39 protein-coding genes are annotated in these 26302 nt (G+C 68.0%); 7 read left to right on the top strand and 32 right to left on the bottom strand.

Features of this window, described 5'->3' with window-relative positions; all coding sequences use genetic code 11:
* Positions 1–7 precede the first annotated feature (7 nt).
* The 7 genes from BLU02_RS00190 to BLU02_RS00165 form a co-directional block, all read right to left on the bottom strand.
* The gene (locus BLU02_RS00190) at positions 8–538 is read right to left on the bottom strand and encodes an HNH endonuclease signature motif containing protein (RefSeq protein ID WP_060921055.1); all 531 of its coding nucleotides are present in this window, start codon (positions 536–538) and stop codon (positions 8–10) included.
* Positions 535–1116 carry a hypothetical protein gene (locus BLU02_RS00185; protein WP_060921056.1) on the bottom strand — a complete coding sequence of 194 codons (582 nt, stop codon included), beginning with the start codon at positions 1114–1116 and terminating at the stop codon, positions 535–537. Before BLU02_RS00185 ends, BLU02_RS00190 begins: the two co-directional genes overlap by 4 nt.
* Entirely contained in the window at positions 1113–1304 is a 192-nt protein-coding gene (locus BLU02_RS00180; protein WP_060921057.1) for a hypothetical protein, read from the bottom strand. The genes BLU02_RS00185 and BLU02_RS00180 overlap by 4 nt, the downstream gene beginning before the upstream one ends.
* Positions 1301–1846 carry a hypothetical protein gene (locus tag BLU02_RS00175; RefSeq protein ID WP_157546932.1) on the bottom strand — a complete coding sequence of 182 codons (546 nt, stop codon included), beginning with the start codon at positions 1844–1846 and terminating at the stop codon, positions 1301–1303. The genes BLU02_RS00180 and BLU02_RS00175 overlap by 4 nt, the downstream gene beginning before the upstream one ends.
* A 32-nt stretch (positions 1847–1878) precedes the next feature.
* Entirely contained in the window at positions 1879–2037 is a 159-nt protein-coding gene (locus tag BLU02_RS17275; protein ID WP_157546930.1) for a hypothetical protein, read from the bottom strand.
* A gap of 107 nt (positions 2038–2144) precedes the next feature.
* Positions 2145–2384: a helix-turn-helix transcriptional regulator gene (locus tag BLU02_RS00170; protein WP_060921059.1), complete on the bottom strand. Its 240-nt coding sequence runs from the start codon at positions 2382–2384 to the stop codon at positions 2145–2147.
* Positions 2381–2650, bottom strand: a complete 270-nt coding sequence (locus BLU02_RS00165) for a helix-turn-helix domain-containing protein (protein ID WP_060921060.1) — start codon at positions 2648–2650, stop codon at positions 2381–2383. The genes BLU02_RS00170 and BLU02_RS00165 overlap by 4 nt, the downstream gene beginning before the upstream one ends.
* Before the next feature lie 100 nt (positions 2651–2750).
* Between BLU02_RS00165 and BLU02_RS00160 the strand changes: the two genes are divergently transcribed.
* From BLU02_RS00160 to BLU02_RS00150, 3 genes are read left to right on the top strand one after another with little or no spacing between them, the layout of a single operon-like run.
* Positions 2751–3185, top strand: coding sequence for a hypothetical protein (locus tag BLU02_RS00160; protein WP_231919608.1), 435 nt, complete (start codon positions 2751–2753; stop codon positions 3183–3185).
* Positions 3182–3640, top strand: coding sequence for an ImmA/IrrE family metallo-endopeptidase (locus BLU02_RS00155; protein WP_060921062.1), 459 nt, complete (start codon positions 3182–3184; stop codon positions 3638–3640). The genes BLU02_RS00160 and BLU02_RS00155 overlap by 4 nt, the downstream gene beginning before the upstream one ends.
* 2 nt (positions 3641–3642) lie before the next feature.
* A complete protein-coding gene (locus BLU02_RS00150) occupies positions 3643–4821 on the top strand; it encodes a site-specific integrase (protein WP_082749916.1) in 1179 nt (392 codons plus the stop codon).
* Between the two features lie 182 nt (positions 4822–5003).
* On the opposite strand, the gene BLU02_RS00145 is transcribed toward BLU02_RS00150, so the two are convergent.
* Positions 5004–5321, bottom strand: coding sequence for a DUF3263 domain-containing protein (locus BLU02_RS00145; RefSeq protein ID WP_082749912.1), 318 nt, complete (start codon positions 5319–5321; stop codon positions 5004–5006).
* Between the two features lie 60 nt (positions 5322–5381).
* On the opposite strand from BLU02_RS00145, the gene BLU02_RS00140 reads away from it, so the two are divergent.
* Both BLU02_RS00140 and BLU02_RS00135 read left to right on the top strand, forming a co-directional pair.
* Positions 5382–5744 carry a hypothetical protein gene (locus BLU02_RS00140; protein ID WP_060920998.1) on the top strand — a complete coding sequence of 121 codons (363 nt, stop codon included), beginning with the start codon at positions 5382–5384 and terminating at the stop codon, positions 5742–5744.
* Positions 5745–6007: 263 nt separating this feature from the next.
* Positions 6008–6484: a hypothetical protein gene (locus BLU02_RS00135; protein ID WP_060920999.1), complete on the top strand. Its 477-nt coding sequence runs from the start codon at positions 6008–6010 to the stop codon at positions 6482–6484.
* A gap of 64 nt (positions 6485–6548) precedes the next feature.
* Here BLU02_RS00135 and BLU02_RS00130 read toward each other — a convergent pair whose 3' ends face one another.
* The 15 genes from BLU02_RS00130 to BLU02_RS00060 form a co-directional block, all read right to left on the bottom strand.
* Positions 6549–7052: a holin gene (locus tag BLU02_RS00130; protein ID WP_060921000.1), complete on the bottom strand. Its 504-nt coding sequence runs from the start codon at positions 7050–7052 to the stop codon at positions 6549–6551.
* Positions 7049–7645, bottom strand: coding sequence for a collagen-like domain-containing protein (locus tag BLU02_RS00125; protein ID WP_060921001.1), 597 nt, complete (start codon positions 7643–7645; stop codon positions 7049–7051). Before BLU02_RS00125 ends, BLU02_RS00130 begins: the two co-directional genes overlap by 4 nt.
* Positions 7646–7647: 2 nt before the next feature.
* Complete coding sequence (locus tag BLU02_RS00120; protein WP_060921002.1) at positions 7648–8013, bottom strand: hypothetical protein; 366 nt, start codon at positions 8011–8013, stop codon at positions 7648–7650.
* 72 nt (positions 8014–8085) lie between these two features.
* Positions 8086–8811 carry a M15 family metallopeptidase domain-containing protein gene (locus BLU02_RS00115; protein WP_060921003.1) on the bottom strand — a complete coding sequence of 242 codons (726 nt, stop codon included), beginning with the start codon at positions 8809–8811 and terminating at the stop codon, positions 8086–8088.
* A gap of 22 nt (positions 8812–8833) precedes the next feature.
* Positions 8834–9412 carry a hypothetical protein gene (locus BLU02_RS00110; RefSeq protein WP_060921004.1) on the bottom strand — a complete coding sequence of 193 codons (579 nt, stop codon included), beginning with the start codon at positions 9410–9412 and terminating at the stop codon, positions 8834–8836.
* Positions 9413–9421: 9 nt separating this feature from the next.
* Entirely contained in the window at positions 9422–10279 is an 858-nt protein-coding gene (locus tag BLU02_RS00105) for a hypothetical protein (protein ID WP_060921005.1), read from the bottom strand.
* 14 nt (positions 10280–10293) lie between these two features.
* Entirely contained in the window at positions 10294–11058 is a 765-nt protein-coding gene (locus BLU02_RS00100) for a hypothetical protein (protein ID WP_060921006.1), read from the bottom strand.
* Positions 11058–12248, bottom strand: a complete 1191-nt coding sequence (locus BLU02_RS00095) for a hypothetical protein (RefSeq protein WP_060921007.1) — start codon at positions 12246–12248, stop codon at positions 11058–11060. The genes BLU02_RS00100 and BLU02_RS00095 overlap by 1 nt, the downstream gene beginning before the upstream one ends.
* A gap of 14 nt (positions 12249–12262) precedes the next feature.
* Complete coding sequence (locus tag BLU02_RS00090; protein WP_060921008.1) at positions 12263–13090, bottom strand: hypothetical protein; 828 nt, start codon at positions 13088–13090, stop codon at positions 12263–12265.
* A 3-nt stretch (positions 13091–13093) separates the two neighbouring features.
* Positions 13094–15940 carry a phage tail tape measure protein gene (locus BLU02_RS00085; RefSeq protein WP_060921009.1) on the bottom strand — a complete coding sequence of 949 codons (2847 nt, stop codon included), beginning with the start codon at positions 15938–15940 and terminating at the stop codon, positions 13094–13096.
* 6 nt (positions 15941–15946) lie between these two features.
* Entirely contained in the window at positions 15947–16282 is a 336-nt protein-coding gene (locus tag BLU02_RS00080) for a hypothetical protein (protein ID WP_060921010.1), read from the bottom strand.
* A complete protein-coding gene (locus tag BLU02_RS00075) occupies positions 16279–16698 on the bottom strand; it encodes a DUF7426 family protein (protein WP_060921011.1) in 420 nt (139 codons plus the stop codon). Before BLU02_RS00075 ends, BLU02_RS00080 begins: the two co-directional genes overlap by 4 nt.
* A 3-nt stretch (positions 16699–16701) precedes the next feature.
* Positions 16702–17475, bottom strand: coding sequence for a phage tail tube protein (locus tag BLU02_RS00070; protein ID WP_060921012.1), 774 nt, complete (start codon positions 17473–17475; stop codon positions 16702–16704).
* Complete coding sequence (locus BLU02_RS00065; protein ID WP_231919609.1) at positions 17472–17882, bottom strand: minor capsid protein; 411 nt, start codon at positions 17880–17882, stop codon at positions 17472–17474. The genes BLU02_RS00070 and BLU02_RS00065 overlap by 4 nt, the downstream gene beginning before the upstream one ends.
* Positions 17879–18196 carry a hypothetical protein gene (locus BLU02_RS00060; RefSeq protein ID WP_060921014.1) on the bottom strand — a complete coding sequence of 106 codons (318 nt, stop codon included), beginning with the start codon at positions 18194–18196 and terminating at the stop codon, positions 17879–17881. The genes BLU02_RS00065 and BLU02_RS00060 overlap by 4 nt, the downstream gene beginning before the upstream one ends.
* A gap of 30 nt (positions 18197–18226) precedes the next feature.
* Between BLU02_RS00060 and BLU02_RS00055 the strand changes: the two genes are divergently transcribed.
* Positions 18227–18769: a hypothetical protein gene (locus tag BLU02_RS00055; protein ID WP_157546928.1), complete on the top strand. Its 543-nt coding sequence runs from the start codon at positions 18227–18229 to the stop codon at positions 18767–18769.
* Here the strand turns inward: BLU02_RS00055 and BLU02_RS00050 are convergent.
* The gene (locus BLU02_RS00050; protein ID WP_060921016.1) at positions 18762–19082 is read right to left on the bottom strand and encodes a hypothetical protein; all 321 of its coding nucleotides are present in this window, start codon (positions 19080–19082) and stop codon (positions 18762–18764) included. The two genes, BLU02_RS00055 and BLU02_RS00050, sit on opposite strands and share 8 nt — an antisense overlap.
* A gap of 147 nt (positions 19083–19229) precedes the next feature.
* Between BLU02_RS00050 and BLU02_RS00045 the strand changes: the two genes are divergently transcribed.
* A complete protein-coding gene (locus BLU02_RS00045; RefSeq protein WP_167627829.1) occupies positions 19230–19685 on the top strand; it encodes an HNH endonuclease in 456 nt (151 codons plus the stop codon).
* On the opposite strand, the gene BLU02_RS00040 is transcribed toward BLU02_RS00045, so the two are convergent.
* Genes BLU02_RS00040 through BLU02_RS00005 form a run of 8 tightly spaced genes read right to left on the bottom strand, consistent with a single transcriptional unit; the run spans position 19682 to position 26173 of the window.
* The gene (locus BLU02_RS00040; RefSeq protein WP_060921018.1) at positions 19682–20059 is read right to left on the bottom strand and encodes a hypothetical protein; all 378 of its coding nucleotides are present in this window, start codon (positions 20057–20059) and stop codon (positions 19682–19684) included. The genes BLU02_RS00045 and BLU02_RS00040 overlap by 4 nt on opposite strands.
* Before the next feature lie 20 nt (positions 20060–20079).
* Entirely contained in the window at positions 20080–20298 is a 219-nt protein-coding gene (locus BLU02_RS00035; protein ID WP_060921019.1) for a hypothetical protein, read from the bottom strand.
* Positions 20298–21224 carry a phage major capsid protein gene (locus tag BLU02_RS00030; RefSeq protein WP_060921020.1) on the bottom strand — a complete coding sequence of 309 codons (927 nt, stop codon included), beginning with the start codon at positions 21222–21224 and terminating at the stop codon, positions 20298–20300. The genes BLU02_RS00035 and BLU02_RS00030 overlap by 1 nt, the downstream gene beginning before the upstream one ends.
* 14 nt (positions 21225–21238) lie before the next feature.
* On the bottom strand, positions 21239–21598 hold the full coding sequence (locus BLU02_RS00025; RefSeq protein ID WP_060921021.1) for a capsid cement protein: 360 nt from the start codon (positions 21596–21598) through the stop codon (positions 21239–21241).
* 2 nt (positions 21599–21600) lie between these two features.
* Positions 21601–22893 (bottom strand): head maturation protease, ClpP-related, encoded by a 1293-nt coding sequence (locus BLU02_RS00020; protein WP_060921022.1) that lies wholly within the window; start codon positions 22891–22893, stop codon positions 21601–21603.
* On the bottom strand, positions 22890–24209 hold the full coding sequence (locus BLU02_RS00015) for a phage portal protein family protein (RefSeq protein ID WP_060921023.1): 1320 nt from the start codon (positions 24207–24209) through the stop codon (positions 22890–22892). The genes BLU02_RS00020 and BLU02_RS00015 overlap by 4 nt, the downstream gene beginning before the upstream one ends.
* A 13-nt stretch (positions 24210–24222) precedes the next feature.
* On the bottom strand, positions 24223–25869 hold the full coding sequence (locus BLU02_RS00010; RefSeq protein ID WP_060921024.1) for a terminase large subunit domain-containing protein: 1647 nt from the start codon (positions 25867–25869) through the stop codon (positions 24223–24225).
* Positions 25870–25891: 22 nt separating this feature from the next.
* A complete protein-coding gene (locus tag BLU02_RS00005) occupies positions 25892–26173 on the bottom strand; it encodes a hypothetical protein (protein ID WP_060921025.1) in 282 nt (93 codons plus the stop codon).
* Between the last annotated feature and the right edge of the window lie 129 nt (positions 26174–26302).

Raw genomic sequence — 26302 nt, 5'->3', positions numbered from 1 at the left:
TGGTCTTTCACCACCAGAGCGCGGCGATACCGCGTCTGACGTTCTCGGCCTGCGTGACCGGCTCCAGATGGTCCGGGTTCACGCAGGAGTGGTTCCTGCACAGGTGGTCGAGCTGCAGCCCGTCCGGGATCGGACCGACGAGCAGCTCCCACGCCCAGCGGTGCGCACGCACCGGGCGACCGTCGAAGCTGAACAGCCCGTATCCCTCAGACGTCGCTCCGGTCCACTGCCAGCACAGGCCGACCTCGACCTGCACCCAGAAGCGATCCGCGGGCGTCATGTCTGCCGTCGCGCGCCGTCGTGCCGCGAACAGGGGGTCACCGTGGCGGCGCCACCGGTCCCAGTGCAGCGAGCACATGCCCCGGGCGCGTGAGTCTCGCCCGCATCCGTCGATGGAGCACGGCTTCGTCGGGTAACGGTGGTGCGGGTCCCCGTGCACTTTCACGCGCGTGTAGTGCATCTGGCAGTAGCCCTTCGCGCGATACGGCTTCTCACACCCGTCGATCGCGCAGGTCCGCACGGTGGTCACGACGCTCATCGCTCGATCACCGGCCACGCGACGTTGGAGTGCGCCGAAATCTGCTTCGCCCCGTAGGGCAGGTCGAGGCCGAGCGCGTACCCGCCGGCGGCGGCCATAGCGACCGCGTCCGCGACGTTGTCGTCCGGCACCCGGACGTCGGGGAGCATCGCCCGCACCGCCTCGGTGACCATCTGCTTCCGCTTCCTCGGGGTCGTGCCCCGCGGGATCGGCCCCACACCGCTGAGCGCCTGCCGCGTGTTCGGCGACACGACCACCACCGGACCCCGCGCGATGAGCTGCGAGACCAACAGCCACCGCAGGCCGGCACGCTCGTCGGCGAGTGCCGCATGCTTCGACCCCATCGACGGCCCCTCGACGACCGACAGGTCCAGCCGAGGCGGGACGAACGCGAGGATCTCCGTGAGCATCAGCCGCATCCGACGGAACGACGTCGCCGTCGACTCGACGTCAGGCTTCACCCCGAGGCCCCGCCACGTCTCCCACGTCGGACCCCACGCGTCGGCCGCGCCACCGAACTTCACCAGCGCGCACCCCGACGTCGTCAGCGACGGGTCGACACCGAGCACGACGGTCATGACGCCAGCCCCGACGCGAAGTAGAACCCGATGCCGCCGAGGCAGATCGCGATGAGCACGGCACCGGCCGTCACGTTCACGACGAACGACGCCCGCTGCTGCCGCACCTCGGACAGACGAACCGGGGGGTTCGCGTTCGGGATCCGCTCGGCGCGCACGGGCGCCGGGTCCACCTGCGGGGCGCTCACGCCTGCACCGCCGACCAGACACACCGCGCATCAGCGATGTCGGAGAAGTCCACGAACGCAGGACGCCCGTTGTCCTCGCCGATGACCACGAATCGCCCGCCTGTCGTCGGCATCGCCGGGACGTCCGGGAGCGAGATGTCGTTCAGCGTGAGCACCCAGATGTCGCCCGGCCGAGCGCCTGCCCAGGGCAAGGCAGGGTGGGCCTCCCAGAACGCGCACGCCGCCCAGAACGGATCGGACGCGTGCACCACGTCCTCGCGGCGGTAGAACCAGTTGTCGCCGGTCGTCTCGTCGACCACGCGCGCCCCGCCGTCGTCGCGGCCGTACACCACGAACTTGCGGTCCTCCGGCCAGCGCCACCGGCCAAGCTCTTCGTCCTTCCGTGCCGCGAAGAACTCCTCTGCGTCCGGCACCATCTCTGGGGTGAGGTACCCGTTGACGTGGTCGAACACCAACGTCCCGTCCTCACCGACCTTCACGGCCCGCCCGCTGCTCGCGAGCCATTCGGGCGCGCCAAATACTGCTGTACTCATGGGTCCCATCCCCTTTGTGTGAGTTGATTTCCGCGGCGGGACTAGCGCCGCCAGAACGCTTTCGTGAAGACGCCGGCAGCACCGAAGAAGCCGACGAGGAAGATCGATACGAGGAGCAGCAGCCCGTCCCGCTCACGGGAGACCACAAGCCACAGCGCGAACGCCACCGTCGCGAGCCACAGCAGCGCCATTCCGACCACGACCCGCGCAGATCCAGTCCGGACAGGTCGGGGCTGCTCCCCAGCAGAGCCCCGACCCGCCGATGACCCATCCCCAGGGGTCTGACCCGGGCCCCACGCCCGGGAGCTCATGACTGCTCCGTAGTGGTGTGCACGGAAGCCTCGACCCAGGCACGCACATCCGCTTCGGCGTAGACGATGACCTTGCCGTGCTCGCCCGTCGGTTTCCGGTACTTCGGCCCAAGCCCCCGCTTCCGCAGGTCGAGCAATCCCGAGACAGAGAGCCCTGGCACAAGCTCGCAAACCTGCACTGGCGAGAGGTACACATGCTCGACCTGCTTCGCCCGCAGCGCGGTGACGTTGCTCATACCGCTACCGCCAGATCATCCGCGTCGACCTCGACGACCTCGACGACCTCACCGAGCGCGAGCCCGAACGCCTGAGCGATCACGATGACGGTGCGGAGCGTCGGCTCCTCCCCCGACTTCAGCCGCTGCAGGGTAGCTCGGCTGATGCCGATCATGCGGGCGAAAGCGTCATCGCTCTTGATGCCGGAGTTCGTCTTCAGCCGGTCGAGAAGGCCCGGTCGGATCTGCGCGGTCTGAGTGACCTGCGGTTCGTTTGCCTGAGTCATGAGGCAACTATCTAACGCATGAGTCAATGTGTCAACTGGACTACTCAAATGACTTGCGCATGACGCATCCGTGCCTCATTATTGAGTCGTGAATATCGCCATGAAGTGGGTAGACGAAGTCCGCGGAGCCGACTCGATCAGAGAGGTCGCGAGGCGTTCAGGGATCAACCAGGCCACACTCAACCGCCAGATCAACCTCGACGTCCTCAGCTTCGAGTCGGTGCGCGACATCTCCCGGGCATACGATCGGGTGCTCCTGGCCGACCTGGTCGCAACCGGCCACATCGCCCAGAGCGACATCGGGACCGACGACATCGCGAACGCCCTCTACGCGGCATCGGACGCCCAGCTCGTTGCGGCCGTCGCGATGCGTCTTGGCGTCGACCTCTCGATCTTCGACAAGCCGATCACCGAGGCCTTCTCCACCGCCTCGAACATCACCCACCTGCGCCCCAATGTCACCGGCATCGACCAGGATGACGACGACCGCGCAGTCGCGCGCCCCACCGACCCCGAGCCCACGGACGAGCAATGACCCCCATCGATGCGAGACTCCTCGACTTCGCAGACGCGATCGGCGTGACCATCGAGTACCGAGAGCTGCGCCACGGCCGCGACGGCCAGTACCTACACGACCGCCGCACGATCACCCTTCGCCCAGGTATGCACTCGCGCCTCCACCGGAGCGTCCTCGCGCATGAGCTCGGTCATGCCGCATGGGGCGACGTGCCGTCGCGGTTCGGCCCCGTGAACGCGAAACAGGAGCGGCGCGCCGAAGAGTGGGCCGCTCTGCGGCTCATCGACCCCGACGAGTACCGATACCTCGAGGCAGTGAACGAGGGCCGCGCTGGCGGGATCGCACTCGACCTCGGCGTGATGAAGAGCATCGTCATCGCCTACCAGGGTTTGCTTCAGCGCATCGGGGACACGACCTACATCGACGCCCGCATGGGCACAGGTCAGTGGGCGCATCGAGTCGAGGTCGCCTGAACGTGGCCGGAACAATCGAGCCGTACGACACGAGCAACGGGCGGCGGTACATGGTGCGGTACCGGAAGCCGGACAAGACCCAGACGAAGAAGCGTGGGTTCCGCACGAAGAAGGAAGCGGAGCTGTTCCTGGCCCGAGTGACGACCGCGAAGGCCGAGGGTGACTACATCGATCCTGCGCGCGGCCGCATCACCGTGGGCGATCTCGCTCCCTCCTGGCTCCGGCGGAAGAAGTCGCTGAAGCCGTCGTCATTCAAGTCGATCGAGACGTCATGGCGCGTCCACGTCGCCCCGAAGTGGGGCGGGCGCGGCGTCACGACGATCGAGGCGACCGAGGTGGAGCACTGGATTCAGGACATGCTCGAGGGCGTCGCTGAGTCGGCCCGCGAGCGACGGACCAAGAAGGACACGCAGCCGCTGTCCGCGACCGTCATTCTGCGCGCGCTCGGCGTGCTCGGGGGCATCCTGGACGATGCCCAGCGTGACCGTCGCATAGCGAAGAACCCTGCCCGCGGCGTGACGAACCTCCCGCGAAAGGCGTCGAAGAAGGATCGGCGGTACCTCACTGACGCGCAGGTCGCGCAGCTCGCCAGCGCCGTGAAGGATCCGCAGCTCGCGGTGCTGGTCCTCGTGCTGGCGTACACCGGCATCAGGTGGGGCGAAGCGATCGGCCTCCGGGTGAAGCACGTGAACTTCCTCCGACACCGCCTCCACATCCGGGAGAACGCCGTCCAGGTGAACTCCGAGATCCACGTCGGCGAACCGAAATCCTGGGAGCGACGCACCGTGCCGTTCCCCGTGTTCCTCACCCGAGCCCTCGAGGCTCTCACGGCCGGCAAGGGCCCAGGCGACCTCGTGTTCGCGAGCGCATCGGGCTCGCACCTTCTCCGGCCGCGCACCTCGGCGACCTCCGGCTCCTGGTTCGTCGCAGCCCAGCGCACCGCCGACATCCCGCTGCTCACCTTGCATGATCTGCGGCACACCGCAGCCTCGCTCGCGATCAGTGCCGGCGCGAACGTGAAGGTCGTGCAGAAGATGCTCGGGCACAAGTCCGCCGCGATGACCCTCGACACGTACGCTGACCTGTTCGACGACGATCTCGATAGCGTCGCCGAGCTGATGCACACGCGCGGCGTTCAGACGGCGACGGCTGCTCTTGCGCGGATCGGGCTCACGGCCTGAACGAAACGTGCCCATTCCGTGCCCACGGGGCGGTTGTCCACAGGTGCCCGGAACGCGAAAAAGCCCCCGTGTTCCCATACGAGAGTAGGGAACACGGGGGCTTCTTCAGTGACAACGGCTTGGTGGAGCTGGGGGGAATCGAACTCTGCCCGATGCGCCGGCCTATGGCGTCGCCCGCGGATTCATGCGGCAGAAGCGGGGGTAACAGGGGGTATCACGGGGGGATGCGGGTGAGGAAGTGTGCCCAATCTGTGCCCACGGGCGGCCTCGCTCAGAGCGCGACGCTCGCGTACTCGGCGAGCCGTGACGGGGTGCGTGGCGATCCCCTCTAGCGAGTCTGCTGCGCGCATGAGGAGTTGGTAATAGCGGGCTGGCGTGATCGCAAGATCCACGCGGATCGCAACGTCCTTCGCTGGGGTGTGCTGCTGCGTCCATCGGGATTCAAAGTCGAGAAGTAGCTGGGGCGTCACGGTTTCGATCTTGCCCAGCACCTCTGACATTCGCGGTGTCTTCGCCCAGGCATAGACTCGACTCCTCGGCCGGAGGAAGGACACCCGGCCATGCCATCCGCAGGACTCTCCCCGACCGTGAGGCTCAGCGTCACTCTCGACGCGATCTGCTCCCGCAACAGGTACACGACCGACCCGGCACCCGTTCTCGCCGAACTGCGCGAAGTCGCCGGCGAGCGGCGCGACGTGCTCGCTGAGGCGGCGGGCACCTGGGTCGGCTACTTCGAGGACCGCCACACGGCGACCCTGTGCACGGCACTGCGTGCCCTCCCTGACCTCGAACCGTGGATCGCTCTCGGCCAGCACCGACGATCACTCCCAGCCCCCTCCACGCCCGAGCTCCTGGGGCACGGCCAAGCCGCTGCGCTCCCCCTCTACATCACCACGGACCCCGCCGTCCTCGACGAACCCTGACTGGCGGGATAACGATCACGTACGACGGTCGCTCACGGAGACTCCCTATGGGTATCCTTAGCGCAAGCCAGTAAGAAAGTAGACCGATGAAGCCGATCCGCTCGGCGACAACGGCAGCGGTAATCGGCGCAACTACGGCAAGTATCGTCACTGCGTTGATCTTCGGTCAGACGCTCCCTTCACCGGAGCCCTCGCCTACCTCTGCCGTCGCGCCCACCGACGAACCGACTGCCACCACCACGGACGAGACGCACGACATTCGTGTGTCCGCCGATGAGACGGAACCTCTCCCGGAGCCTGTGCCGGACCCGGAGACGCCGCCGACTGAGCCGGAGCCCGAGCCGACGCCGACGCCGACGCCGACGCCGGATCCCGAGCTGCAGGTGCAGGAGATCGGTGGGACGATCCGGTGGGCGAACCGCTACCAGTGGGCTCTCGTCGATGACCGGGCGCACGCCTCGTACGGCACCTCCCACGTTCTCGTCCTCAAGGACCGGGTACGCATCTTCTACGAGTTCGGGGCGGCCGAGGTCCGCGACTTCAGCGTCACCGTCGACGACGAGTTCGCATCCGCCGACGTCCGCGTCGGGGCCTCCGTCGGCCTCACCTACGCTGACGTGTTCTTCTTCATGGGTAACAGCAAGAAGCGGGTCAACCCGTCACTGCTGAGCAAGAAGGGCGCGAACGTCTGGTACTCCGGTTCGTTCAACGTGCTCTCCCCGCCCGAACCCGCGCAGTGAACGCAGAAGAGACCCCCACCTGGCCCGAAGGCTGGGTGGGGGTCTCTTGTGCGCGGCGCAGTGCTCAGGGGAAGGTGCGGCTCTGGGAGTCGCGCGCGCGGGTGCCGAGTGCCGGATCTTCCTTCCGAGTGTCTGCGCGGGTGCCGTTCTCGGTCTGCGCGAGCGCGACCGCCGCGGGGGTCGGGTCCGCGGGAAGGGTGGCGAGGATCAGGCGCAACAGCGAGATGAAAGCGGCGCCGAGAGCGGCCTGCAGCACGACCGACCAGTCGACGTCGGAGAGAAGGACTGCTCCGGTGAGTCCGGCAGCGAGGGACTGGCCGAAGGTCTTCGCGACTCGTTCGAGCGCGGCGAGCCACCAGGGCAAGTCCACGCCCTCGGACTCGGGCAGCCCGAACAGCGACGTCGCGAACGACAGGATCGCTCCGACCGTGGCGGCCGAGGCTGCCATGAGCCACGGGACGTCTGCGAACTGCACGGCGGCGATGTACGGGATCGCGATGGCGATGGCCGTGTAGACGGCGCGCAGCAGCGCGGCCTTCCACCAAGCGGGGTCGGTGAGCTTGCTCATGGGGTGCCTCCTACGGCGGTCGGTATGCAGACGGTCGCCTGCGTCGGAATGAACGGGCCGAGCTCGGTGTCGGCCATGTTGATCCAGCGGGTATCCGGTTCGCTCCCCGCGGGACAGGCTGGCCCAGGGGCGCCAGTGGGCCCGGCGGGACCTTGGGCGCCGGACGGACCGGGGTCCCCCTTCGGCCCCGCTGGCCCAGCCGCCCCCGGCGGCCCGGAGGCGCCAGGCTCGCCCGGTTCGCCGGCGGCACCAGGAGTCCCTGCGGGACCGGAGGTGCCGTTCTCGCCGTCCTCGCCGTCGCTCCCGCGGGGTCCTGTCGGCCCCGGGACTCCTCGGGGGCCGGGGTCACCCGCTGGCCCCGAGGCGACCTCTGCGGGGGCCTCTCCCTCCGGTTCGACACCTTCGGCGAGGAGCTGCTCGTACAGGCTCTGCGCGTTCGACTGCGACGCCTGCAGGTCGGCGTACATGTCCTGGTTCTCCGCACGGAGCTGCGCGTTGTTCAGGGAGACCAGGACGATCGCGCCGAGCACGAGCACGACGATCAGCGCGCCCATGACCTTGTAACCGACGGTCCACATCTTCGTCGAGAACATGCTCAACCTCCTGCGATCTGCTGCAGCCCGGCCGTCACGGTCCAGACGACGATGCCGCCGATGAGTGCGAGTACGGCGCTGAACGCGGCGAGGCCGATGGAGAAGAACTGCTGCGCGCGCGTCTTGCGCTGCTCCTCAGCGATGCGCCGCGCTTCCTTCTCGCGCTCGGCGTCCGCCTCCTCGAGGCCGCGGATGCGCGCGTCCTGCCTGTCGTCGCGCTCCTTCTGGTTGGCCTGGACTTGGGCCAGCATCGCCGAGGTGACCATGTCCCGAGCCAGACCGTCGAGACGCCCGTTGATCTCGGAGCGGGTGTCGCGAAGGTCGCCGCGCAGGATGTTGAACAGGGATGGGGGAAGCTCCTCACCCATGGCCACCTCCTCCGGTTCGGAGTTCGCGTATCGCCCGCTCGACGTTGCAGCCGGCCGGTTCCGGCTCGGTCATCAGGCGTCCGCGTCGCCGAGGCTGACCGCGATCTGGCCCTGCGGGCGCACCGCCGCGCATGCCTCGCCGATGACCCGGAACACGGACGCGGACACCTGCATCGAGTTGCCGGTCTCGTACTGGTCGGCGAACGCCTGGAGCGTGTCCTTCGAGCCGGTGATGAAGTTCAGCTCGAAACCGGATCCCGGGTTGCTGACCTTCACCTCCATGCGCTTGTCCGCATTGATCTTGTGGTGCATCACGTTCTTGACGTACATGTCGTCCTCGTCTTCCTCCCCGGCGGGGATGATCGGTGTCGCAGCGTGCCCGGTCGTGGCGGGCTTGCCGTAGTTCGTGTCGCGAGCACGGATGTACTCGAAGTGGTGGTTCTCGTTCGGAACGTAGAGCCGGTTCCGGATGAAGCCGTTCTCGGCGAGGATTTCGACGATGCGGGCATTCACCCAGTCGTCGGAATCGAGCGCAGTACCGGCGACGTGGAACGACTCGGACGGGTGCACAGCCTTCGAATGCCCCGGGTACAGCGCAGCCTTGTAACCCGAGGAGACGTACCGGCCCCAGTTGACGAACATGAGCATCTGGTCGGACCACGATCGGTACGTCGAGTTGACGTCGATGTGCCGCCCGAACTCGGCGAGCACCTGCGCATCGGCGCGACGGAACGCGGCCGCCGCATCGGGGATGAACTGCACCCCGGGGCGGACAGTTTCGATGACGAGACCGCCCATCAGCTTCCTCCCTTCCCCGCGCTCAGGAGAGCGCGAACGAGCCCACGATCGGCAAGGTCTGCCCCGCAGCGAGCGAACCTGTGCGGTACGGCAGCCGGACCTGCCCGGCCGTGGTGATGTCCAACATCCCGGTGACCGCGGCGCCCTGCCCCACGGTTGCCCCGATCCACCGGAGAGCGGTGGGGCGGGTGAGCACGGGAGCGGTGAAGATGTGGGTGAACGCGGCGCCAGAGCCGACCACTGCCGCGCCTTCGACGTGAACACGGTTCCCGACGAGACGGAGCAGGATCGGGTAGGTCGGCGACTCAGTCCAGCCCGGTCCCATCGACTCGGGACCGAAGACCGTCTCCGTGGTCGGTGATAGCCAGTCGAACGCGTCCTCGCTCCACACGTTGATCTCGCCGGTGTTCTGGTTGAACACGGCGAGCCCGTCGAATCGGGAGGGGCCGTTGATGGCGTCGCGCTCAGACTCCGCCATCCCACCGCGGTAGTTGCCCATAAGCGCGAGGAGGTCGCGCAGCTTGTTCAAGTCCGCGGCCGTCTGGGGCGTGTCGTTGAAGGTGCCCAGGCCCTTCGGACCGCCGGTCGGTGAGTAGCCCATGTCGTTCTCCTAGGTGGTGTAGGTGACCCGCACGGCTCCGGACTGAGCGTCCTTCTGCGTGCCGGCCCAGATCGAGTAGCCACCACCCGCGAAGCCGAGGCCCCCGGTGTTGGACTTGAGGTGGTCGATGAGTCCGACAGGGATGCTCCGCCAGCCCGTGCGCCGACCGCTGACCTCGGGGAGCTCGCTGACCGCAGCGAACGTGACCGCGCCGACGGGCTTAGTCGCGAAGCCATGGCGGCCGAACGGCGCGGCACCGAGGTTCTTCGTCTGCGGCAGATAGATCCGCGCACTGATGATCGACGCGTCGTCGGGGATCGTGTCGCGGAACTTGTTCCCGTAGAACCACGCCCCGATGTTCCGGGCCGAGCACCACACGTCGTTCTGCCACCAACTGTTCTCGTACGCGCCCGAGTCGATCGCAGTGAAGGTCACGGTCCGCCGACCGCCGCCGCCGCCCGGAGCCGGCGGGACCTCGGGGTCCGGCGGGACATCAGAGCGCACGCCGAGGATCCAGCATCCGTCGCCCCAGAGAAGCTTCACCGCGTCGCCGGAGCTGTACGTGCGTCCGAGGTCGAATGTCGCGTCAACGCGCCCGAGGTCGGTCTGCACGCTCGCGACACCGCCGGCGATGGTGGCGATCACGCCATTCGTCGGCTTCGGCCGTGTCGGGCCGAGCATGTAGGCGACGCCGTCGGCGACGAGCACCCACACTGGCTCATTCAGCTCGGGCATGTACGAGCTGGTGAAGTTCGCTGGCACCCGCCCATCGCTGAAGTCGACCGTTGCCCGCAGCCCGTCGATGCCACGGAAGAACCCGGCGACGATCTGCACCCTCGACTTCTTTCCGATCAGGTCTAGGATCATCTCGGTTTCGGTACTCACTCCGGCACCTCCTGGAAGCCCACCACCCAGAAGTTCCCCGAGGCGACGGTGAGCTCAGACGGCTTGACCGGCCGGGAGCCGGGGCGCGTGATCCAGAACTTCATGTCCGTGGTCGGGGCCTTGGCGGAAGTGGCCGAGTTGTACGGGTAGACGAGTGCCCCGATCGAGGTCTTCGACCGGCCCTCCGCCGATAGTCGGAGGTTCGCGGACCGGATCTCGATGCTCCCGCCGTAGTCGGTGGCGCTCTCCTTGTGGGTGAACGTGATGAGCCCGGTGGTCGCGTTCATCGACCCAGCGGTGACGAACCCGGTGAGCGACACCCAGTTGCTGCCGTCCCACTGGACGTAGTCGTAGAAGCCCGAGTCGTCGCCGAAGCGGATCAGGATCTCGTCGGTTCCGACGGAAGCGCCCGGGTGGATCGCGCGCTGCGCGTACGTCTCGTCCTGTCCGACGACGAGCCCGACGACGCGAGTGGCGTCGAATGACAGCCCGAGTGTCACCCCCGCGTCGTCCTGGCTGATGGTGTCGAAGCCGACTCGCTGGTGCTGAGCGTCGTCGATGTACTGGAAGCCGGAGCCTGTGTTCCGGATCGAGCAGCCGATCATCCGCATGCGTCGTCCCGGGTCGCCGATGACCATCCCCAGGTTGCCGAGGTCGGTCATCACAGCCGCGTACTGCGACTGGAAGTGCGCGAGGTCATCGGCACGGACAGGTGTCGTGCGGGCCGGCTTGTCCTGGTAGACGCGAGGGGTGAACGGCATCAGATATCTCCTCCGGGGAAGACCCCATCGCCCGGGAACGTCGAGTCACCAGGAAGCAGCAGTGGTTCCGGATCGGCCACCGTTGTCGTCCCACCGATCTCGACGGTGAGCGACTGTGTCGCCTGACCTCGGTCGATCGTCACGACCCGGCCGATCAGCCAGTGAGTGGGACGCTCGATGAGCACGACGTCGCCGCGCTCTCGCAGCGGGTTGAACAGCTCCACCACCGGAACCACCTGGGTGCGGAGCGTGGAGACCTGCGCGAGCGTCTCGTTCGCCCACTTCTGCGCCTGCGCGCGGGTGGTCACGAACTCACTCGACAGATAGTGGGTGCGGGCGCCGAACGGTGAACGAACCCCGGCCGGGTTCCGCACCCGCAGTGGACCCGTGGTGATCTCGGCGACCGCGAGGACGGCCGCCTGGTCGGCACCGTTCGCGCGGACCACGACCCGGTTGTAGACCTTCCCGGCTGACATCATCGACCCGATGTCGACGAGCACCTCGCGAGTGATGCGGTCGACCGGGTCGGGCCACGCCTTCGGGCGTGCTGACAGAGCGCCGTCGGCGGTCATGTGCGGGACCGCCGACAGGATAACGTCCATCAGCTCATACAGCGCCTTGATCTTCTCGTCCTCGTACATCACCGAGCGGGTGATCGCCGCGTCTGGGACGGACCGCTCGATCGGCATGCCTGAGATCCGGCCGACCTCGTCCCATGCGGACACCAGCGACGCCGGTGCCGTCGGCACGTCGAACGTCTCCTCGCCGATCGAGGCGGTCAGCTCCTTGAGTTCGAGTTCGACTGTGGAGCCCACCGTGATCCAGTCACCGCGGAACCGCATCTGCTCGTCGCGCGCGGACGGGACATCGGTGATGAGGAACCAGCCGTACGGGACACGCTCTACGAACGGGCCGGAGTGGACCACCGAGAACACCTGCAGTTGGGCGCCGAACGGCGCGAACGCATCCTCCATTGCGGTCGGAAGGACGGAGCGACCGAAGTCGTCCGTCCACACGACCGCGCACGTCATCGACTGCTGGATCTCCGCGCCCGCGTCCTCTGAAGGCCGCACGTCCGTCAGAGGCACGCGCTCCTGTCGGCGCTCGCCGTCGTAGTACAGGTCCGCCTCCCAGTAGTGGTCGAACGAACTCGTGAGCAGACCGCGAAGAACCTCAGACCCGAAGCGCATCACACCTCCTGAAGTCAGCCGGCCAGCCCCGCCAGGGAGTAGTCGCGATCCATGTCCGTGTACGTCGCATAGGCCGCGTCCCGCTCGGCGTACGTTGCGTACGCCGCATCCAGATCGCCGTACGTCAGCAGCGGTACCGCGAGCCCTGGGAACGGCGGCTCGACTTCGTCGACGCGCGCGTCGAATGTGACCTTGGTCCCGCCGAATCGAACGGTGCGATCGTTCTCCGCGAAGTCGCCTCGGACGAAGAACGTCCGCGGCCAGCGGATGGACGACGAGGTACGGATACACACCGTTCCGATCTGCCGGACCGCGTAGCTTCCCTGCAGGTCTCGAAACGCGTCAGCCTCAGCGATACTGCTCGTCTGCAGCGAAACACCCACGCCGCGGAGGCCTCGACGCCCGGACCCGATCCACACACCCACATCGCGACCCTCTGTCTGGACGAGAGTCCCCTCCTCGGGGCGCGTGAGCGGGCTCACGCTACCCGGCATGACGTCGACGGGGACCCACGATGTGGGGTCGAGTGGCTGGTGCACGATCGTCCCGACGTACTCGAGCACTGTCGTCGACGCCTCCGTCCAGCCGATCGACGCACCTGTGGCGGTGAACATCTGAGCCCTGTACGTCGCCTCCACGTTGAACGGTGCCTCGAAGTCGAGAGCAGCCACGCCCGGGGCGATGTTCACACCGCCCCGGACGGGCCACTCCCGGCCTTCCGAATAGCGCACCACGCGGATGTAGGCCGTATCCGGTTCCAGTCCGCTCGGGTCGAAGAAGACCTCCACGTACGGATTCCCCGCGACGTCGACAGAGAGCTCCGGCGCAGACGTGGTGACCATGACCTACCTCCTCCGTCCGTTCTCCAGCGCGCGCTTACGATCTCGACTAGCTGCCACGACTCGAGCGTCGACGAGCTGCGCGAAGCCCGACGTGTCCACGACCAGTCGGCCGCTAACCTCGAGCCCGACTAGGGGATCCGGCCCGGCCAGCGCCTGTCCGACTGGTGCCCCTTCAACAGCCCCCGCCGCCATCGCCGAGAAGTTCGGCATCCGCTGGATCGTCTCCATCAGGAGCGCGATCGACCGCGGCGAACCGTCGAGCGGGATGTACGCCTCGGGCACGTCGGCACGATCACCCACGATCCGCCAGGTGTTCGCCGGGACCATCTGCGCGAGCGGCTTCATCGGTGTCAGCCCGGTACCCCGCAGCCCGCCAGCCGCCATCATCTCGACGATGGCGCCGTCGTGCTGCGGGGACGCGGTGATCGACCCCATGCGGATCGAGGTGCCGTCGGCCGCGATCTTCACCCGGATGACCCGATTGCTCGCGTCGCGGATGAAGTAGTTCAGCGAGTCGTACGCAGGCTTGGTGTTCGCGTAGATTACCGATCTCCCGTCGGGAAGGGTGATGATCTTCCCGCCGAGACGCTCTACCTTGCCGCGCTCCGAGTCCGCGTTCGAGCTGAACTTCGTCGACGCTTCCTCCGGCGTCTGCAGCACCGTGTCGATGAGGGCCTGAGCCTGCTCCTGCGTGAGCCCCATCGTCGTGAGCTGGTTCAACAGCGCGTCACGCGTCGAGTTGTACCGGCCGCGGAGGTTGTCCTGCGACTCCCCCGCCGCGATCGCCGCGTCGTACTCCGCCCGCAGAGCCTCCGCCGAGGCGTCGAGCTGCGACTTCAGCTCGCCCGTCGCACGGACGGTGCCATCGGTCGCGACCTCGAACCCGCTGAGCAGGGCGGCCCCGCTCTCCGCGGAGAACCCCACCTGCGACACGGCATCCGCGGTGCGCAGGGCGGCGTCGTTGACGTAACCGAGCGCGATGAGCGGATCCGTCCAGTCGGTCAGATCGTCCTTCATGCCCTCGAGGTTCGTGCTCACGTCGTCCGTGACCCCATCGAAGTCACGCAGGCCGGCGACGAGGTTGTCGAGGTCGGTCCAGTCCTTGAACGGATCGAAGTTCGTCAGCTTCAGGAACGACACGAAGCCGTCGACCATGTCCGCCAGCGGACCCGACACGAACTCGCCGGTCGCATCCGACGCCGTGATCGCGAAGTCGAGCGCACCCACCGCCATGTCCCGGAAGAACTCGAGCACAGGCCCGCGGTTCTGGGAGACCCAGTCGGCGAAGTCGCCCAGCGGCTCCGCGAACGCCTGAGCGAGCGCACCCTTGATGCCGTCCGCCGCGACCTCGATGTTCCGCTGCGCCTGCTCGATCTTCGATGCGTCGTTCCCCGCGAGGGTGTCAAACATCTGCTGAGCGGCACCCGTGACGGTGCCGAGCTGATCGACCGCGGACGACAGGTCCATAGCGAACAGCGCGGCCCCGAGGTCCTCCGCCTTCGTCCCGAACAGAGCCACCGCCGCGGCGTTCCGCGCCACGGGGTCCTCGGTCTCGCGGAGCTTGGTGAGGACCTCGTCGAGCCCGTCCCGCGCATCCGCTCCACCGCGAGCGATCTTCGCCGTCATCGCCTCGGCGTCGAGGCCGAGGATCCGGAACCCCTCAGCCGAAGCCACCGACGCATCGGTCGCGCGGATCTGGAACTCCTTCAGCGCGTCGGCCGCGACGTCCGTGTTCCGGGCGCCTGCCTGCATGCTCTGGTTGATGAGGCCGAGCATCTCCTCCCCGGTGAGTCCGAGTCGCGTCAGCACGACCGGATACTCCGTGAGGGTGTCGAGCAGATCCTCGTTCCGGTTCAGCCCGTTCCGAGCGCCGGCCGCGATGACGTCGAACGCCTCCTGCGCCGACTTCACCATGCCCGACCCGAGGAGCGTCGTGACCGCGGTCGCGGTCGGACCGACCTCCTCGCTCAGCACATCGGCGATTCCCGAGAGTCCCTGGACGACGAGCTGCGCGTCGCGCGTCGTGCTCTTCGAGTCGATGAGTCGGAACTGCAGGGCGAGCCGAGTCGTGTCCATGTTGGCCTCGACGGAGTCGCCGAAGTTGCTCGCGTACGCCTCACCGGCAGCGCGACCGAGACGGAGCGCAGTCGCCTCGTCGACGCCCGTGAGCGCCTGCAGCCGGTCGTACCCGACTTCGATCTGCAGGCCGTCGTTCAAGCCGCCGATGAGCGCCTTGCCGATCGCGACACCGGCGAGGACGATACCGCCCGCCACCGGGATCGCAGACAGTGCCTTGATGAGCGTCTCCTCGACGCCGTCACCGACAGCCTGTCCGACCTTCTCGCCGGCGCCACGGGTCGCGGAATCGAGGGATCCGACGAAGCCCTTGCCCGCGTCGTCGCCGGCGGCCTGCGCCTTGGCCGGGAGCTTCTTCAGCTCCGACTCCGCCTCGGACGTGTCGGCGTCGACCTCCATCGTCGCGCGTGCAGCCTTGAGACCGTCGAGGTTCCGCTGCACCTTGGACAGCGACGCCTCAGCGCGGGCGATGTCGGCCTTCACGTCCATCGTCGTCTCGACGGACCGGAGATAGTCGAGCCGCTTCTGGACACGGTCGAGGGACTTCTCGCCGCGCTCGATGTTCGCGTCGACCGTCAGCAGCGTGTCCTTCGACACGAGCTTCTTCGCCGCCGCCTCGACCCTGTCCATGCTCTCGAGCGCGGGCTTCGCGTTCGCGTCGAGCTCGACCGGGTTCTTCTCGACGCGCTGGCCGACATCGCGGATCTTCTTGTCCGCCTGCTCGATCTGCTTCGTGTCCGCAGTGAACAGAACATCGATCTCGGCTGCGCGCATCGGTGGTCACCTCCGGGTGAGCGCCCTCCGAATCCGGGAACCCGGAGTGTCGATGAGCGCGAAGATCGCCGTCCGCACGCCCGGCCAAGGGCGTGCCCTGACGGCGGCGTCGTACAGGTCGAGTTGGAAGCGCTCGAGCAGGTCGGCGATGACGAACCGCCAGTTGGTGACGATCGCGAGCAGCGAGTCGTCGACCTCAGGCTCGGTGCTGTTGACGGTCGAGGACGCCGGCGCCTTCGGCGGGGCGGGCCGGAGATGCGCGGGCGGTGTCCGGTAATCCGGATACCAGCCGTCCGCGTCCGGCACGCCCCGCCCGTACGGTGCCCAGTCCTCGGCCGTCACGAGGCTTTTGGGATCGCCTCGTCCTCCTCGTCGGGGAACAGGTCGTCGTCGGTCACGCGTGGCATGAACAGCAGTCGCGCGAGCGCGTCGGCATACTCTTCACTGCGCGCCCAGAAGAACACCGCGTAGTAGGTGAAGCGGTCGATCGTCGTCGGCGACAGACCGTCGTTGACCATCTCCTGATGCACGTCACCGAGGGCGATGTGCTCGTCGGGCTGTATCGTTTCGAGGACGGCCTGCACCTCTGGAGGGATCGGACCCTTCACGATGCCCAGGTTCACCTCGCCGCGGATCGCGCAGGCGAGCAGCTTCCCCGCGTCCCCCACGCTCGGGGGCTTGACCCGATAGGTCTTGCCCCCGAACGGGAGGACGAGGTCCTGCTGCGCCCACGCCGCGAAGTCGGACGCGGACGCCATGCGTCACGCCCCTCGCGTGAACGTGTGCGGCGCCGAAGCGCCCGCCGCGTTCGTGACGATCACGGGCACGTTGCCCGCGTCACCGGCAGGCAGAGCGGCGATGATCGTCGCACCCGAGACCACGGTGTAGTCCGTCGCGGCGAGCGACGCACCATCGATCGACACGCCGGTCGTGCCGAGGAACCCGGTGCCGGTGATCGTGACGAGATCGCCGTCGCCGGCACCCTCCGGACCCACGGTCCCGATGACCGCGACCGTGCTGTCCCATCCGTCGAACGGGTTCGCGATCTCGGTGTACGGGCCCTTGCCCGACAGGGTGACCGAGAGGACCTCGATCTCACCGTTCGGGCCGGTGTTCTGCCGAGTGATGGCGACGGTCGCGCGACCCTGGCCGGCGTCGGCCGGGTTCGGCGTACCGATCTCCGGCTTGTGGTACCAGCGCACCTCGACGACCGCGGCCTCGCCCTTCGCCGACGGGCGGGTGCGGGCGAGCAGCGCCTCGATCTCCGGCAGGTACAGGCCGGTCGCGGTGTTGCGGTTCACCTGGACGTTGAACGCGATCGCGAACGACCAGCCGGTCACGTCCGAGTTGTCGGCGCCGAGGTCGTCGTACGTCTGCGCGTCCTGCGTGGTCGGCGTGAACGTCGGCTGGAAGCCGCTGATCCTGCGGAACGGCTGCCACTCGGGGACCGCCGACGTGCCGAGGTTGATGTCGATGCCGTACTCGAAGGACTTCCCGAGCGTGGTGCCGGCGGGAAGGGGAACTGCTTCGCTCATGATGAGGACTCCTGATTGTCGAGGGTGATGATGTAGTTGTCGGTGCGCTCCTCGCGCCCGTTCGTGTCGGCCCCGTTCGGGGACATGGATTCGCGGCGGATGCCGCTGATACCTCCCTCGCGGGAGAGTCCGTGGAGAGCAGCGAAGACGATGCCGGCGATCTTGTCGGCGTCCGTCTTGCTTCCCTTCGCGCCTCGGATGCGCACCTGAGCGCGCCGCCAGTGGAGATGTCGCTCGTCCGTGGTGCTGTAGACGCGCACGCCCACAGCCCTGTCCGGCTCGGCCTTCAGCGCCCCGTACTGGACGGCCACGCCGGACGGCGGCGGGGTCACGTCGTACTCGAATGTCGGGACGCGGGCGAGGAGGCGGCAGAGGAGGCGGGTGAGGGTCGCGTCGTCCATCGTCATCCGAACGCCTCCCGGAGCTTCTGCGCCGCGAGCTGCTCGATGTCAACCTCGTCGAACGCCTTCTCGAGGAACTTCGCCTCGCCGCCCTGCGGGTGCTGGTTGTCGAGGTCCTCGTGCTGAAGCCGGGACACGAGCGACGTGAACCCGACCTGCACGGTCAGATCGTCGACCTGCATGAACCCGGACTTGTCCGAATCGCCGGTGAGCGTCGGACTCAGCTCGCGGGCGCGGCGCAGGACCTCCCGGCCGCCCTCCCGGATCGAGTCCTGCGCGACCTTCTCGACCGTGCTGAGGATGGGCTTGAGAATCTTCACGGCGGCTACCTCCCCCGGTACGGTGTGAGCATGCGTAAATCGGTGGCCGCGGGCGTCCTCGCCGCGGGGATGTTCCTGGGTGGGTGTGCGGCGCAGACGCCGCCCGAGACGACGACGACGTCGCCAGCACCCGAGCCGACGGTGTCGGCGCCGGAAAGCACACCGACCGCGTCGGCAGCCGAGGTGCCGCAGGAGTGCGTGGACTACGTCGCGCCCCCCTCCCCGGGGAGCGAGGCGATGCAGGCTGTCGGGGCGACCGCGGTACTCCCGGATGGTGTCGTGCTCAACCCCGGATTCCAGGTGCTGAACTCGATCGACGAGCCAGGGAAGGTCGAAGCGGTCGCGCGTGTCTGCAGCGATGGGCTCACCGACGATGAGCTTGTCGATGTCGGGGAGGCCATCGCCGCGACGCTCTACGCGCACCCGATCCACGAAACGTTGACCCTGCTGAAGGTGTCCTCGTGGGTGCCGACCGGCGACCATCTCGACCGCGACCCGGGCGTCGACGTCATCACTACCGACTACGAGCTGTATCTGTGGGACGACCCGCGGCCGTCGAACTGGACTAGGTGAGCCAGAGGATCAGGTGAGACGGCAACGGCCGGGCGTTCTCGTCCCGGCCGACACGGATCACCTCGGCCTCCCGCGCCGCCGACGTGCCCGGCCACACGGTGACCAGCGCACCCGGCGCGACGTTCGCGTCCAGAGGGACGGTGACGCGGGAGTTCGACACAACTTCGAGGTTGTCCCGGTTCTTCACCAGCGTCCGCTCGTCGATGGTCTCCGCGATCGACAGCCGCGCAGGGCCAGGGCTCGACCCCTCCCCGCCCCGGTCGATCATGTCGCGGATCAGAACCTTGTGCGGGAAGAAGAACGACTCGATCACGATGTCCCTCCCCCGAGGTAACATGTACTCATGAAGGCCACCTGTTCTTTCGAAGGATGTGAGCGCCCGGCGAAATCGCTCAGCCTGTGCCATTCGCACTACGTCCAGAAGCGTCGGACCGGGGCTCTCACACCTCTTCGGCGAATCGTGAACGGATCACTGCAGGACCGCCTAGACGCCTACACCGAGCGCACCGAGCACTGTTGGAACTGGACCGGCTCGAAGAGCGCCGGATACGGACAGCTCCGAGTGGGAGGCGCCGTCGCACGTGCCCATCGTGTCGCCTACGAGCTCGCCAACGGCCCACTACCGCAGGGCGTGATGCTCGACCACCAGTGCCGCAATCGGGCATGTGTCCGACCGGATCACCTGATCCCGAGCACGAACAAGGTGAACATGGAGAACCTCGACCCTGCCGGCTACCGGGGGAACTCCTCGGGTGTGCGCGGTGTGACGTGGGATGCGCAGACGTCCCGTTGGCGAGCGAAGATTACTCACGACGGGAAGACGATCCACGTCGGACGCTTCAGAACCATCGACGAGGCGAAAGCGGCGATCGTTGCCCGCCGAGGCGAGGTCTTCTCGAACAGCGTCAGCGACTAGCTATAGCCACCCTCCGGCCACACGCGCTCGAATGCGCGCTCCGTGGGGAACGACCCCGCCGGGAGTGACCCCGACGGCACCGAGGCCCCCTGAGCGTCGCACAGCGCCCGCAGGCTCGCCCGGGCGTCCGAGTCGAACGCCGACTCGATGTCCGCGAACGTGATCGACGTGCCGTTCCGGCTGAGGGACTTCGTCCGACGATCCCCCGGCGCGGGCAGCTCGGCGACGACGGCGCTGAGCACCGCGATCGCGTCGAGCTTCTGCTCCGAGTCGTCAGGGAACGCGTCGATGCAGGGGGCGATGGACCGTGCCAGCACGAGAACCCGTCGAGCCGTGTTCTCGTCGCCGCCGATGTCGGCGTGTGTGATGGTCATATCCATCGCCCCCTGTCTCGCTACTTGCTCGAGCTGTCGGCGGACTCGCCGTCAGCGGTGTCGATCTCGAACTTCTCGATCAGTCCGAGCGTGCTGAGCCGCTTGACCTCGTCGGCCGTGACCGACGCCGGCAGGACGCGACCCTGACGGAGGTAGACCTCGCCGCCCTGCGCGCCCGGCACCTTCGCGACGATCATCGTGGCCGTCACACGGTGCGCGTACTTCTTGGCCTCAGCCATCAGCTCAGCCCCGTTCCCGTGATGGTCACGCCGGCCGTGGCGTCGGTGACGACGGGCACGGTGACGCGACGCGAGCGGAGGAGGTAGCCGTCGATCTTGTCCTCGCGGATCGACTTGACCTCGATGCCCGGCAGCGCGTTGCTGTAGCCCGGGCCGCCGAGGTCCTCGTCGGCCATGCCGCCGAGCTCGTCCGAGTCGACGAGCAGCGGGGCCGTCGTCGGCGTGTACGGCGACCGGAGCCACGTCAGGTCGAGGACCTGCGGCCACGTGCCGTTGATGAGCGGGTTCGACCCCTCGCGCGGCAGGAAGCCCGCCTCGAGGAACAGCGACATCACGGTCGCGTAGTGCGTCGGCTTGAGGACGATGGTGTCGAGGGTGTGCCCCTCGCCCGCCTCCTCGGCCTCTGCCTTCGCCTTCTCGACCGAAGCGACGATGGCCTTCGCCGTCGTCCAGTTCGCCGTCGCCGCGCTGGTCTGGGTGATCTTCGACGCGATGACGCCGAGCGCCGCCGAGTCGACGAACTTGACCATGCGGTTCACGAGCTGGCCGAGGCCACGGTTCACGACGTCGATGCCGCGGCGCTTGATCGACTCGTCGGTGACCGGCACGTCGCGGCCCCACTTGTCGACCTTCGCGGCTGCGAGGTCGCCTGCGGTGACCTGCGAACGCGGGTACTCGCCGCCGGGGGCGATCGCCTCGGGGTCGTCCGGGGCGAACAGCGGGTCACCGTTCTCGTAGAGCACGGTCCCGCCGACCGCCTGGAAACGGCCCTTGAGGAGCGCGTCCGAGATGAACCGCTTGTCCGCGAGGGTGCGGACGCGACGAGCGACCGCGGTGCGCGAACGGAGCAGCTCGTGGATCTGCTCAGCGGTGAGGCTGCCGGTGCTGTCGATCGAGGGCACCGGGTACGTCAGGGAGTTTCCCATGTCTGTTCTTCCTCTCAGTCCAGTGCGACCTGGAGCAGGGCGTCGGCCGCACCGGCCGCCGTGAGTGCGAGGCCGATGCCCCGCTCGCCAGCGCCGACCGTGACGACCTTCCCGGCCGCCGCGGGCTTCACGCGGGCTCCGGCGACGATCGCCGCGGACGCGACGAGGTTCTGGACCCCGCCACGCAGCACGAGCACGTCCTCGCCGGACTTCGTGTCCTGAGCCGCCGCGCCGACGGTCTTGACGCTGTCGGCCGCGGCGTTCGCGACCGTGCGGGCGCCGGTGACCTCGACGAGGCGACCGCCGATGACGTCCGCCGATGCCGTGAAGGTCACCGATGCGCCCGGCTTGAACAGGTGGATGTGGTCAGCCATGGTCAGGCCTCCTCGTCGTCGTCGCCCCAGCCCGCACGGGCCATGAGCGCGTCCTCCGCCGACACCTCGCCGGCGGCGTGTCCGATCTCCGCGACCGGAACGCTGTTCTTCGCCATCGAGGCGAGCACCTTCGCGGTGCCGTCCTCGTCGGAGTCGAGCATGGTGCGGAAGTGCTCCGCCGAGGCCGCCGTGATGCGACCCTCCTGCAGGGCGTTCGCGATGATCCCGTCGCGGCGGTCCTTGATCTGCTGCTCGCGGGCCTCGCGGCCAGCGGCGGCGTCGGCGCGGAGCGAGTCGAGAATCGAGTTCTCGATGAGCTGCGTGCCGGCGGGGATCGTCGGGGCGACCGTGGCCGCCGAGGTGGGCGTGTTGGTGTCGGCCGACTCGTTGAGCGCCTCGGAGAGAGCGGACAGGACCGTCTCCTCCGACGCGTTGGCATCGGTCACGCCGAGCCGATCACGAACCGCAGCCAGGAAAGCGTCGCTCATGTTGAGCGCCTCCTTCTGTTCCTTGGGATTCCCCGGCTCGGACGAGCTCGGGAGTTTGTGGGGCGCCGAAGCGCCGATGGGGTGCAGGCCCAGATGGGCGCGCGCGGACTGGTACATGTCCTCGACGTCGTCGCCCTCGAGCTGGTCGGTGCCGTCGTCATCCGTGCCGGCAGTCGCCGTCTCTCCGGCGTCCTTCACGACGGCGACGCGATCGGCCAGGCCTGCCTCGACGGCGGCCTCGGCGGTGTACCAGGTTTCGTTGGCGAGGAGCTCGCCCCATGCGGACTCGCCCGCCTTGTCCCGGTAGATCGAGATGATCGACTCCTCGATCGTGTCGAGCACCTCTGCGACCTTCCGCATGTCCGCGGCGTTGCCCCAGACGATCGTCGACGGCGAGTGGATCATCATCTGCGAGGCAGGCGACATGACCGTCTCGTCGCACCCGGCCGCGATCACCGAAGCGGCCGACGCTGCGAGGCCGTCGACGACTGCGGTGACCTTGGCGTCGTGAGCGCGGAGCATGTTCAGGATCGAGACGCCCTCGAACACCTCACCGCCGGGCGAGTTGATCCGGAGGATGATCTGCGTGACCGAGTCGGGGAGCCCGTCGAGTACCTCGGCGACATCCTTCGTCGAGATGCCCCAGAACCCGCCCCACGAGTCGATCGGACCGTACATGCGGATGGTCGCGACAGTGCCCTCGCCTCCCGCGGACGGCATCGTGATCGCGTCGAAGAACTCGGTCTTCGACTTCGGCGGGGTGAGCTTGCCCCAGAACCGGTTTCGCGCGCTGCGCTGGTCGGTCATGCTGCCTCCTCTGTTGGCGCAGGCTCGCCCGCGGCGCTCTGCGTGGTGGTGGTGCGCTTTCGCGCGGTGTCGGGGTCGTGCGCCGGGAGCCCGTAACGCGCCCGGAGGTACTTCTCGAGCTCGGCGTCGGCCGTGAACGCCCCGCAGTCGATGAGCGCTCGGATCGCTTCCGCGGTCAGTGGCGCGTCCTTGCCCAGCGGAACGGGAACGATCCGCGGCGCGGGCTCCTCCGGCCCCCAGTTCTGGTCGACGAGGTCCTCGACGACGTGCTGGTTCGTCACGTCGGCGAGGTGCTTCATCACCGCGTTGAGCGAGCCGGTCAGCACGTCTGCGAAGGTGTCGCCGAGCGCGTAGGACCCGGTCGACTTGTCGCCGCCCAGCGTGAGCAGGTGAGCGAGCACGGCGTGCGCGATCTGCTCGTCGTGATACCGGATGGGGCCGTCGATGTCGGGGAGCTTGCCCGTCACGCCCTTCAGCTCGACGCTGCCGCCATGAGGGACGAACGCGCCCGCCGCCTCACCGGCACGGAAGTCCGTCGCGAGCTTGAGGCCCTCGTCCTTCTGCGCCTTCAGCCACTCCTCGGCCTTCGCGGTGTCCTTCGAGATGCTCTCGGGGAGCTCCGCGCCGGTGACCACCGGCACACCGAGTCCGTTGCGTTCGCCGACGAGTGCCTGGATGCGCAGCAGGCGGTCCTTTAGGAGCCAGTTCTTGTAGGCCTGCCGGAGGAGCGACTGGCCGATCCAGTTCGCGCCCTCGCGCTCGTTCACGAACACCACGAGTCGATCGACCGGGATCTTCACCGTCGTCGATCCGAACACGCCGTGCTGGTGGACGGCGATGAGTCCGCCGTCCTTCGCGACCTCGAACTTGCTGATGGTCCGCGGGGGCCGCCAGGCGAGCTTCCCGAGACGCGCGCGCCCGTCCTCGATCCGGTACACCTGCTCGAACACCGAGTGGCCGAACACGAGTTCGAGGAGCGCCAGGCGGAGGAACTCGTCCCACGAGAACCGACCGCGCTCCCGCTTCGGGCGCTCCGGCTCCTCCTGCCCCTTCACGGGAAGGCCGAGATCCTGCGCGACGAGCTTCACGACCTCGTCGCGGGCCCCCGCCGGGTCGATCTCCCACCGCGTCGAGCGGATGGGCAGCGTGACCGCCCGGACTACGGAGCCGACCTGAGCGTCCTCGCGGCGCATCTGGTCGTAGACCTCGAGCGAGTGCGGCCACTGCAGGTCGATGTTCTTCTCGTGCGCCTCGTCGGCGAGAGACGACCATCCGCGCAGCGCTCCGTCCTTGACGTAGCCGATCTCGTCTGCCACCGGGGGCCTCCTCTCAGAATGCGACCGTCGCGAGGTTCATCTCGTCGGGCGCGATGTCAGCGCGACTCACCGATTCGGCGGCCGGCGGCTTGGGTGGGTCGGGGACGATCTCGGGCTCGAGGTTCACGAGCCCGTAGAGCGCCTCAGACATCGCGATCAGGCCCGAGATGTCGACCGGCAGGGACTTCGAGCGCGACCAGGCGTCGTTCTCGGCGTACTCCTTCGTCACGCCGCCCTCGACGGCGAGCGTGATGTCCGGCTGCTCGACGAGCACGATGTCCTTGTCGCGGACCGCGTCGCTCATCTGGCCCGTCGCCGCGGCGAACTGGCCGCCGTCGAGGACGTGCACGGTGAGGTTTCGCTCGGGCTTCTGCAGCTCCTCCACGAGCTCAGCGGCCGGCGCGCCCCGTCCGACGACCACGACCTCCCGGAAACCGGACTCGTCGGCGAGCTTCGTGATGTAGTCCGGTGCCCAGACGATGCCGGTCCGACGGTGTCGCACCGTCGCGAACGGCTTCCCGGACTTCGTGCGCGTCGCCGCGCCGATCCACGTCGTCACGCCCGAGTCGTTCGACCGCTTCGAGGTATCGATGGCCCACACGGTCCGCTCGCCCTTCGTGATCTTCACGTCGGCGGGCGGGACGTAGAGCGCCTGGAAGTCCTTCACGTTGATGAACGAATCGACGCGCACCGTCACCCACTGGCACAGCACCTCAGTGCGGTAGCCGGCGTCGGTCATCGACCGAATGTCGGAGAGAGCGTCCTGCACGGTCATCGCGCCGTACCCGATCGACGGGTTCGCCTGCAGGATGCCGTCGATGTCGTCCTTCGCGCACCCGTCGGGCGCGGACCACTCGAAGATCCCGAGCGACGTGTCGTGGGTGTTCGCGTACTCCTCGGCCGAGGTGAGCCCAGCGCCGACGTAGGCGTCCCAATCGGCGATGTCCGCAAGGCCCGCGTCGCGCTGGGTGCGGAGCACGACCGCGTCGGACGCGCCCGCATTCGAGATGCCCCAGAGCTGTCCGGACCAGAACGACTTGAGGGTCTGCGAGACGGCATTCCACGCGACCCAGTCGCGCTGCTCACGCATCTCGTCCATCAGGACGCGCGCGGCGGGCTTGCCTCGGGCGTTCTTCGCTGCCCGGATCTCGTAGTGCGCCCGGGAGCGCGCCGTGATCGCAATCGACCCGTTCGCGTCGCGAACCTTCGCCGTGGCGGCCTGCAGCGCGTCGATCGCGAGTTCGGCCTCCTCCTCCGTCTCCGGATCCGGGTCACACCAGGACTTGACCGCCGCCCACGGCTCCTTAGCGATGTCGAGGTTCTGCGCGACACCCACGACCTTGAACTTCAGCGGCGGGACCTGCTCCTTGTTCCGGCCCGAGTCGACGAAAAGCCACCACGCGGCGAGCACCGACGCGAGCATCGTCTTCCCCTGCTGCCGGGCGACGAGCACGATGACCCGCTTGAAGCGGTATGTGCCGTCAGGGCGCAGCTCGAGAGCGTGGATCAGGAGCCACTTCTGCCACGGGTAGAGCGTCACCCCGAGGATCGTCAGCGCGAACTCGATCACCTCGAACCCGCGCGACGTCTCCGGGGTCAGTTCCCGCAGCGGCTTCGTCCACAGACGCGGCTCAGTCCGCCCGAACAGCTTCGCCGTCACCGCTCACCCCCACCTCGAGCGGTCAGCCGATGCCCCGCTCCGCCTTGAACTTCGCCAGCGACGTGGGCTCGTCGATCTCCTCGTCCGTGAGGGCCTCCGACTCGCCCTCACCGGGCTTCGCCGCCTTCGTCGGCTCCGGCACGTCAGGCGAGCCCTTCGGCTTCCCGCGCGCCGTCGTGTTCAGCACCATCCGCGCGTCCTTCAGCGCCGCCCGGTACTCGATCCGCGGCCGAGAGCCACCACCGCGGTCCAATTCGTCGGCCAGCGTGCGCAGCAGCTCGACGAGGGGTGCTTCCTCGGGCACGTTCGCGAGCCCCGTAACCCTCAGCATCCGCGTCAGCGCGGCCCTGTGAGGACGGTCAGCCTTCTTCGGCATCCGGTCACCCCTGGTAGAAATCGGGCACTTCGGGTCGGGGAGAGAGGACGGCTCCCC

The organism is Microbacterium paraoxydans, assembly GCF_900105335.1.
Taxonomy (GTDB): Bacteria; Actinomycetota; Actinomycetes; order Actinomycetales; family Microbacteriaceae; genus Microbacterium; species Microbacterium paraoxydans.
The sequence above is the reverse complement of the archived record's forward strand: the minus strand, read 5'-3'. Positions and strand labels throughout refer to the sequence as shown.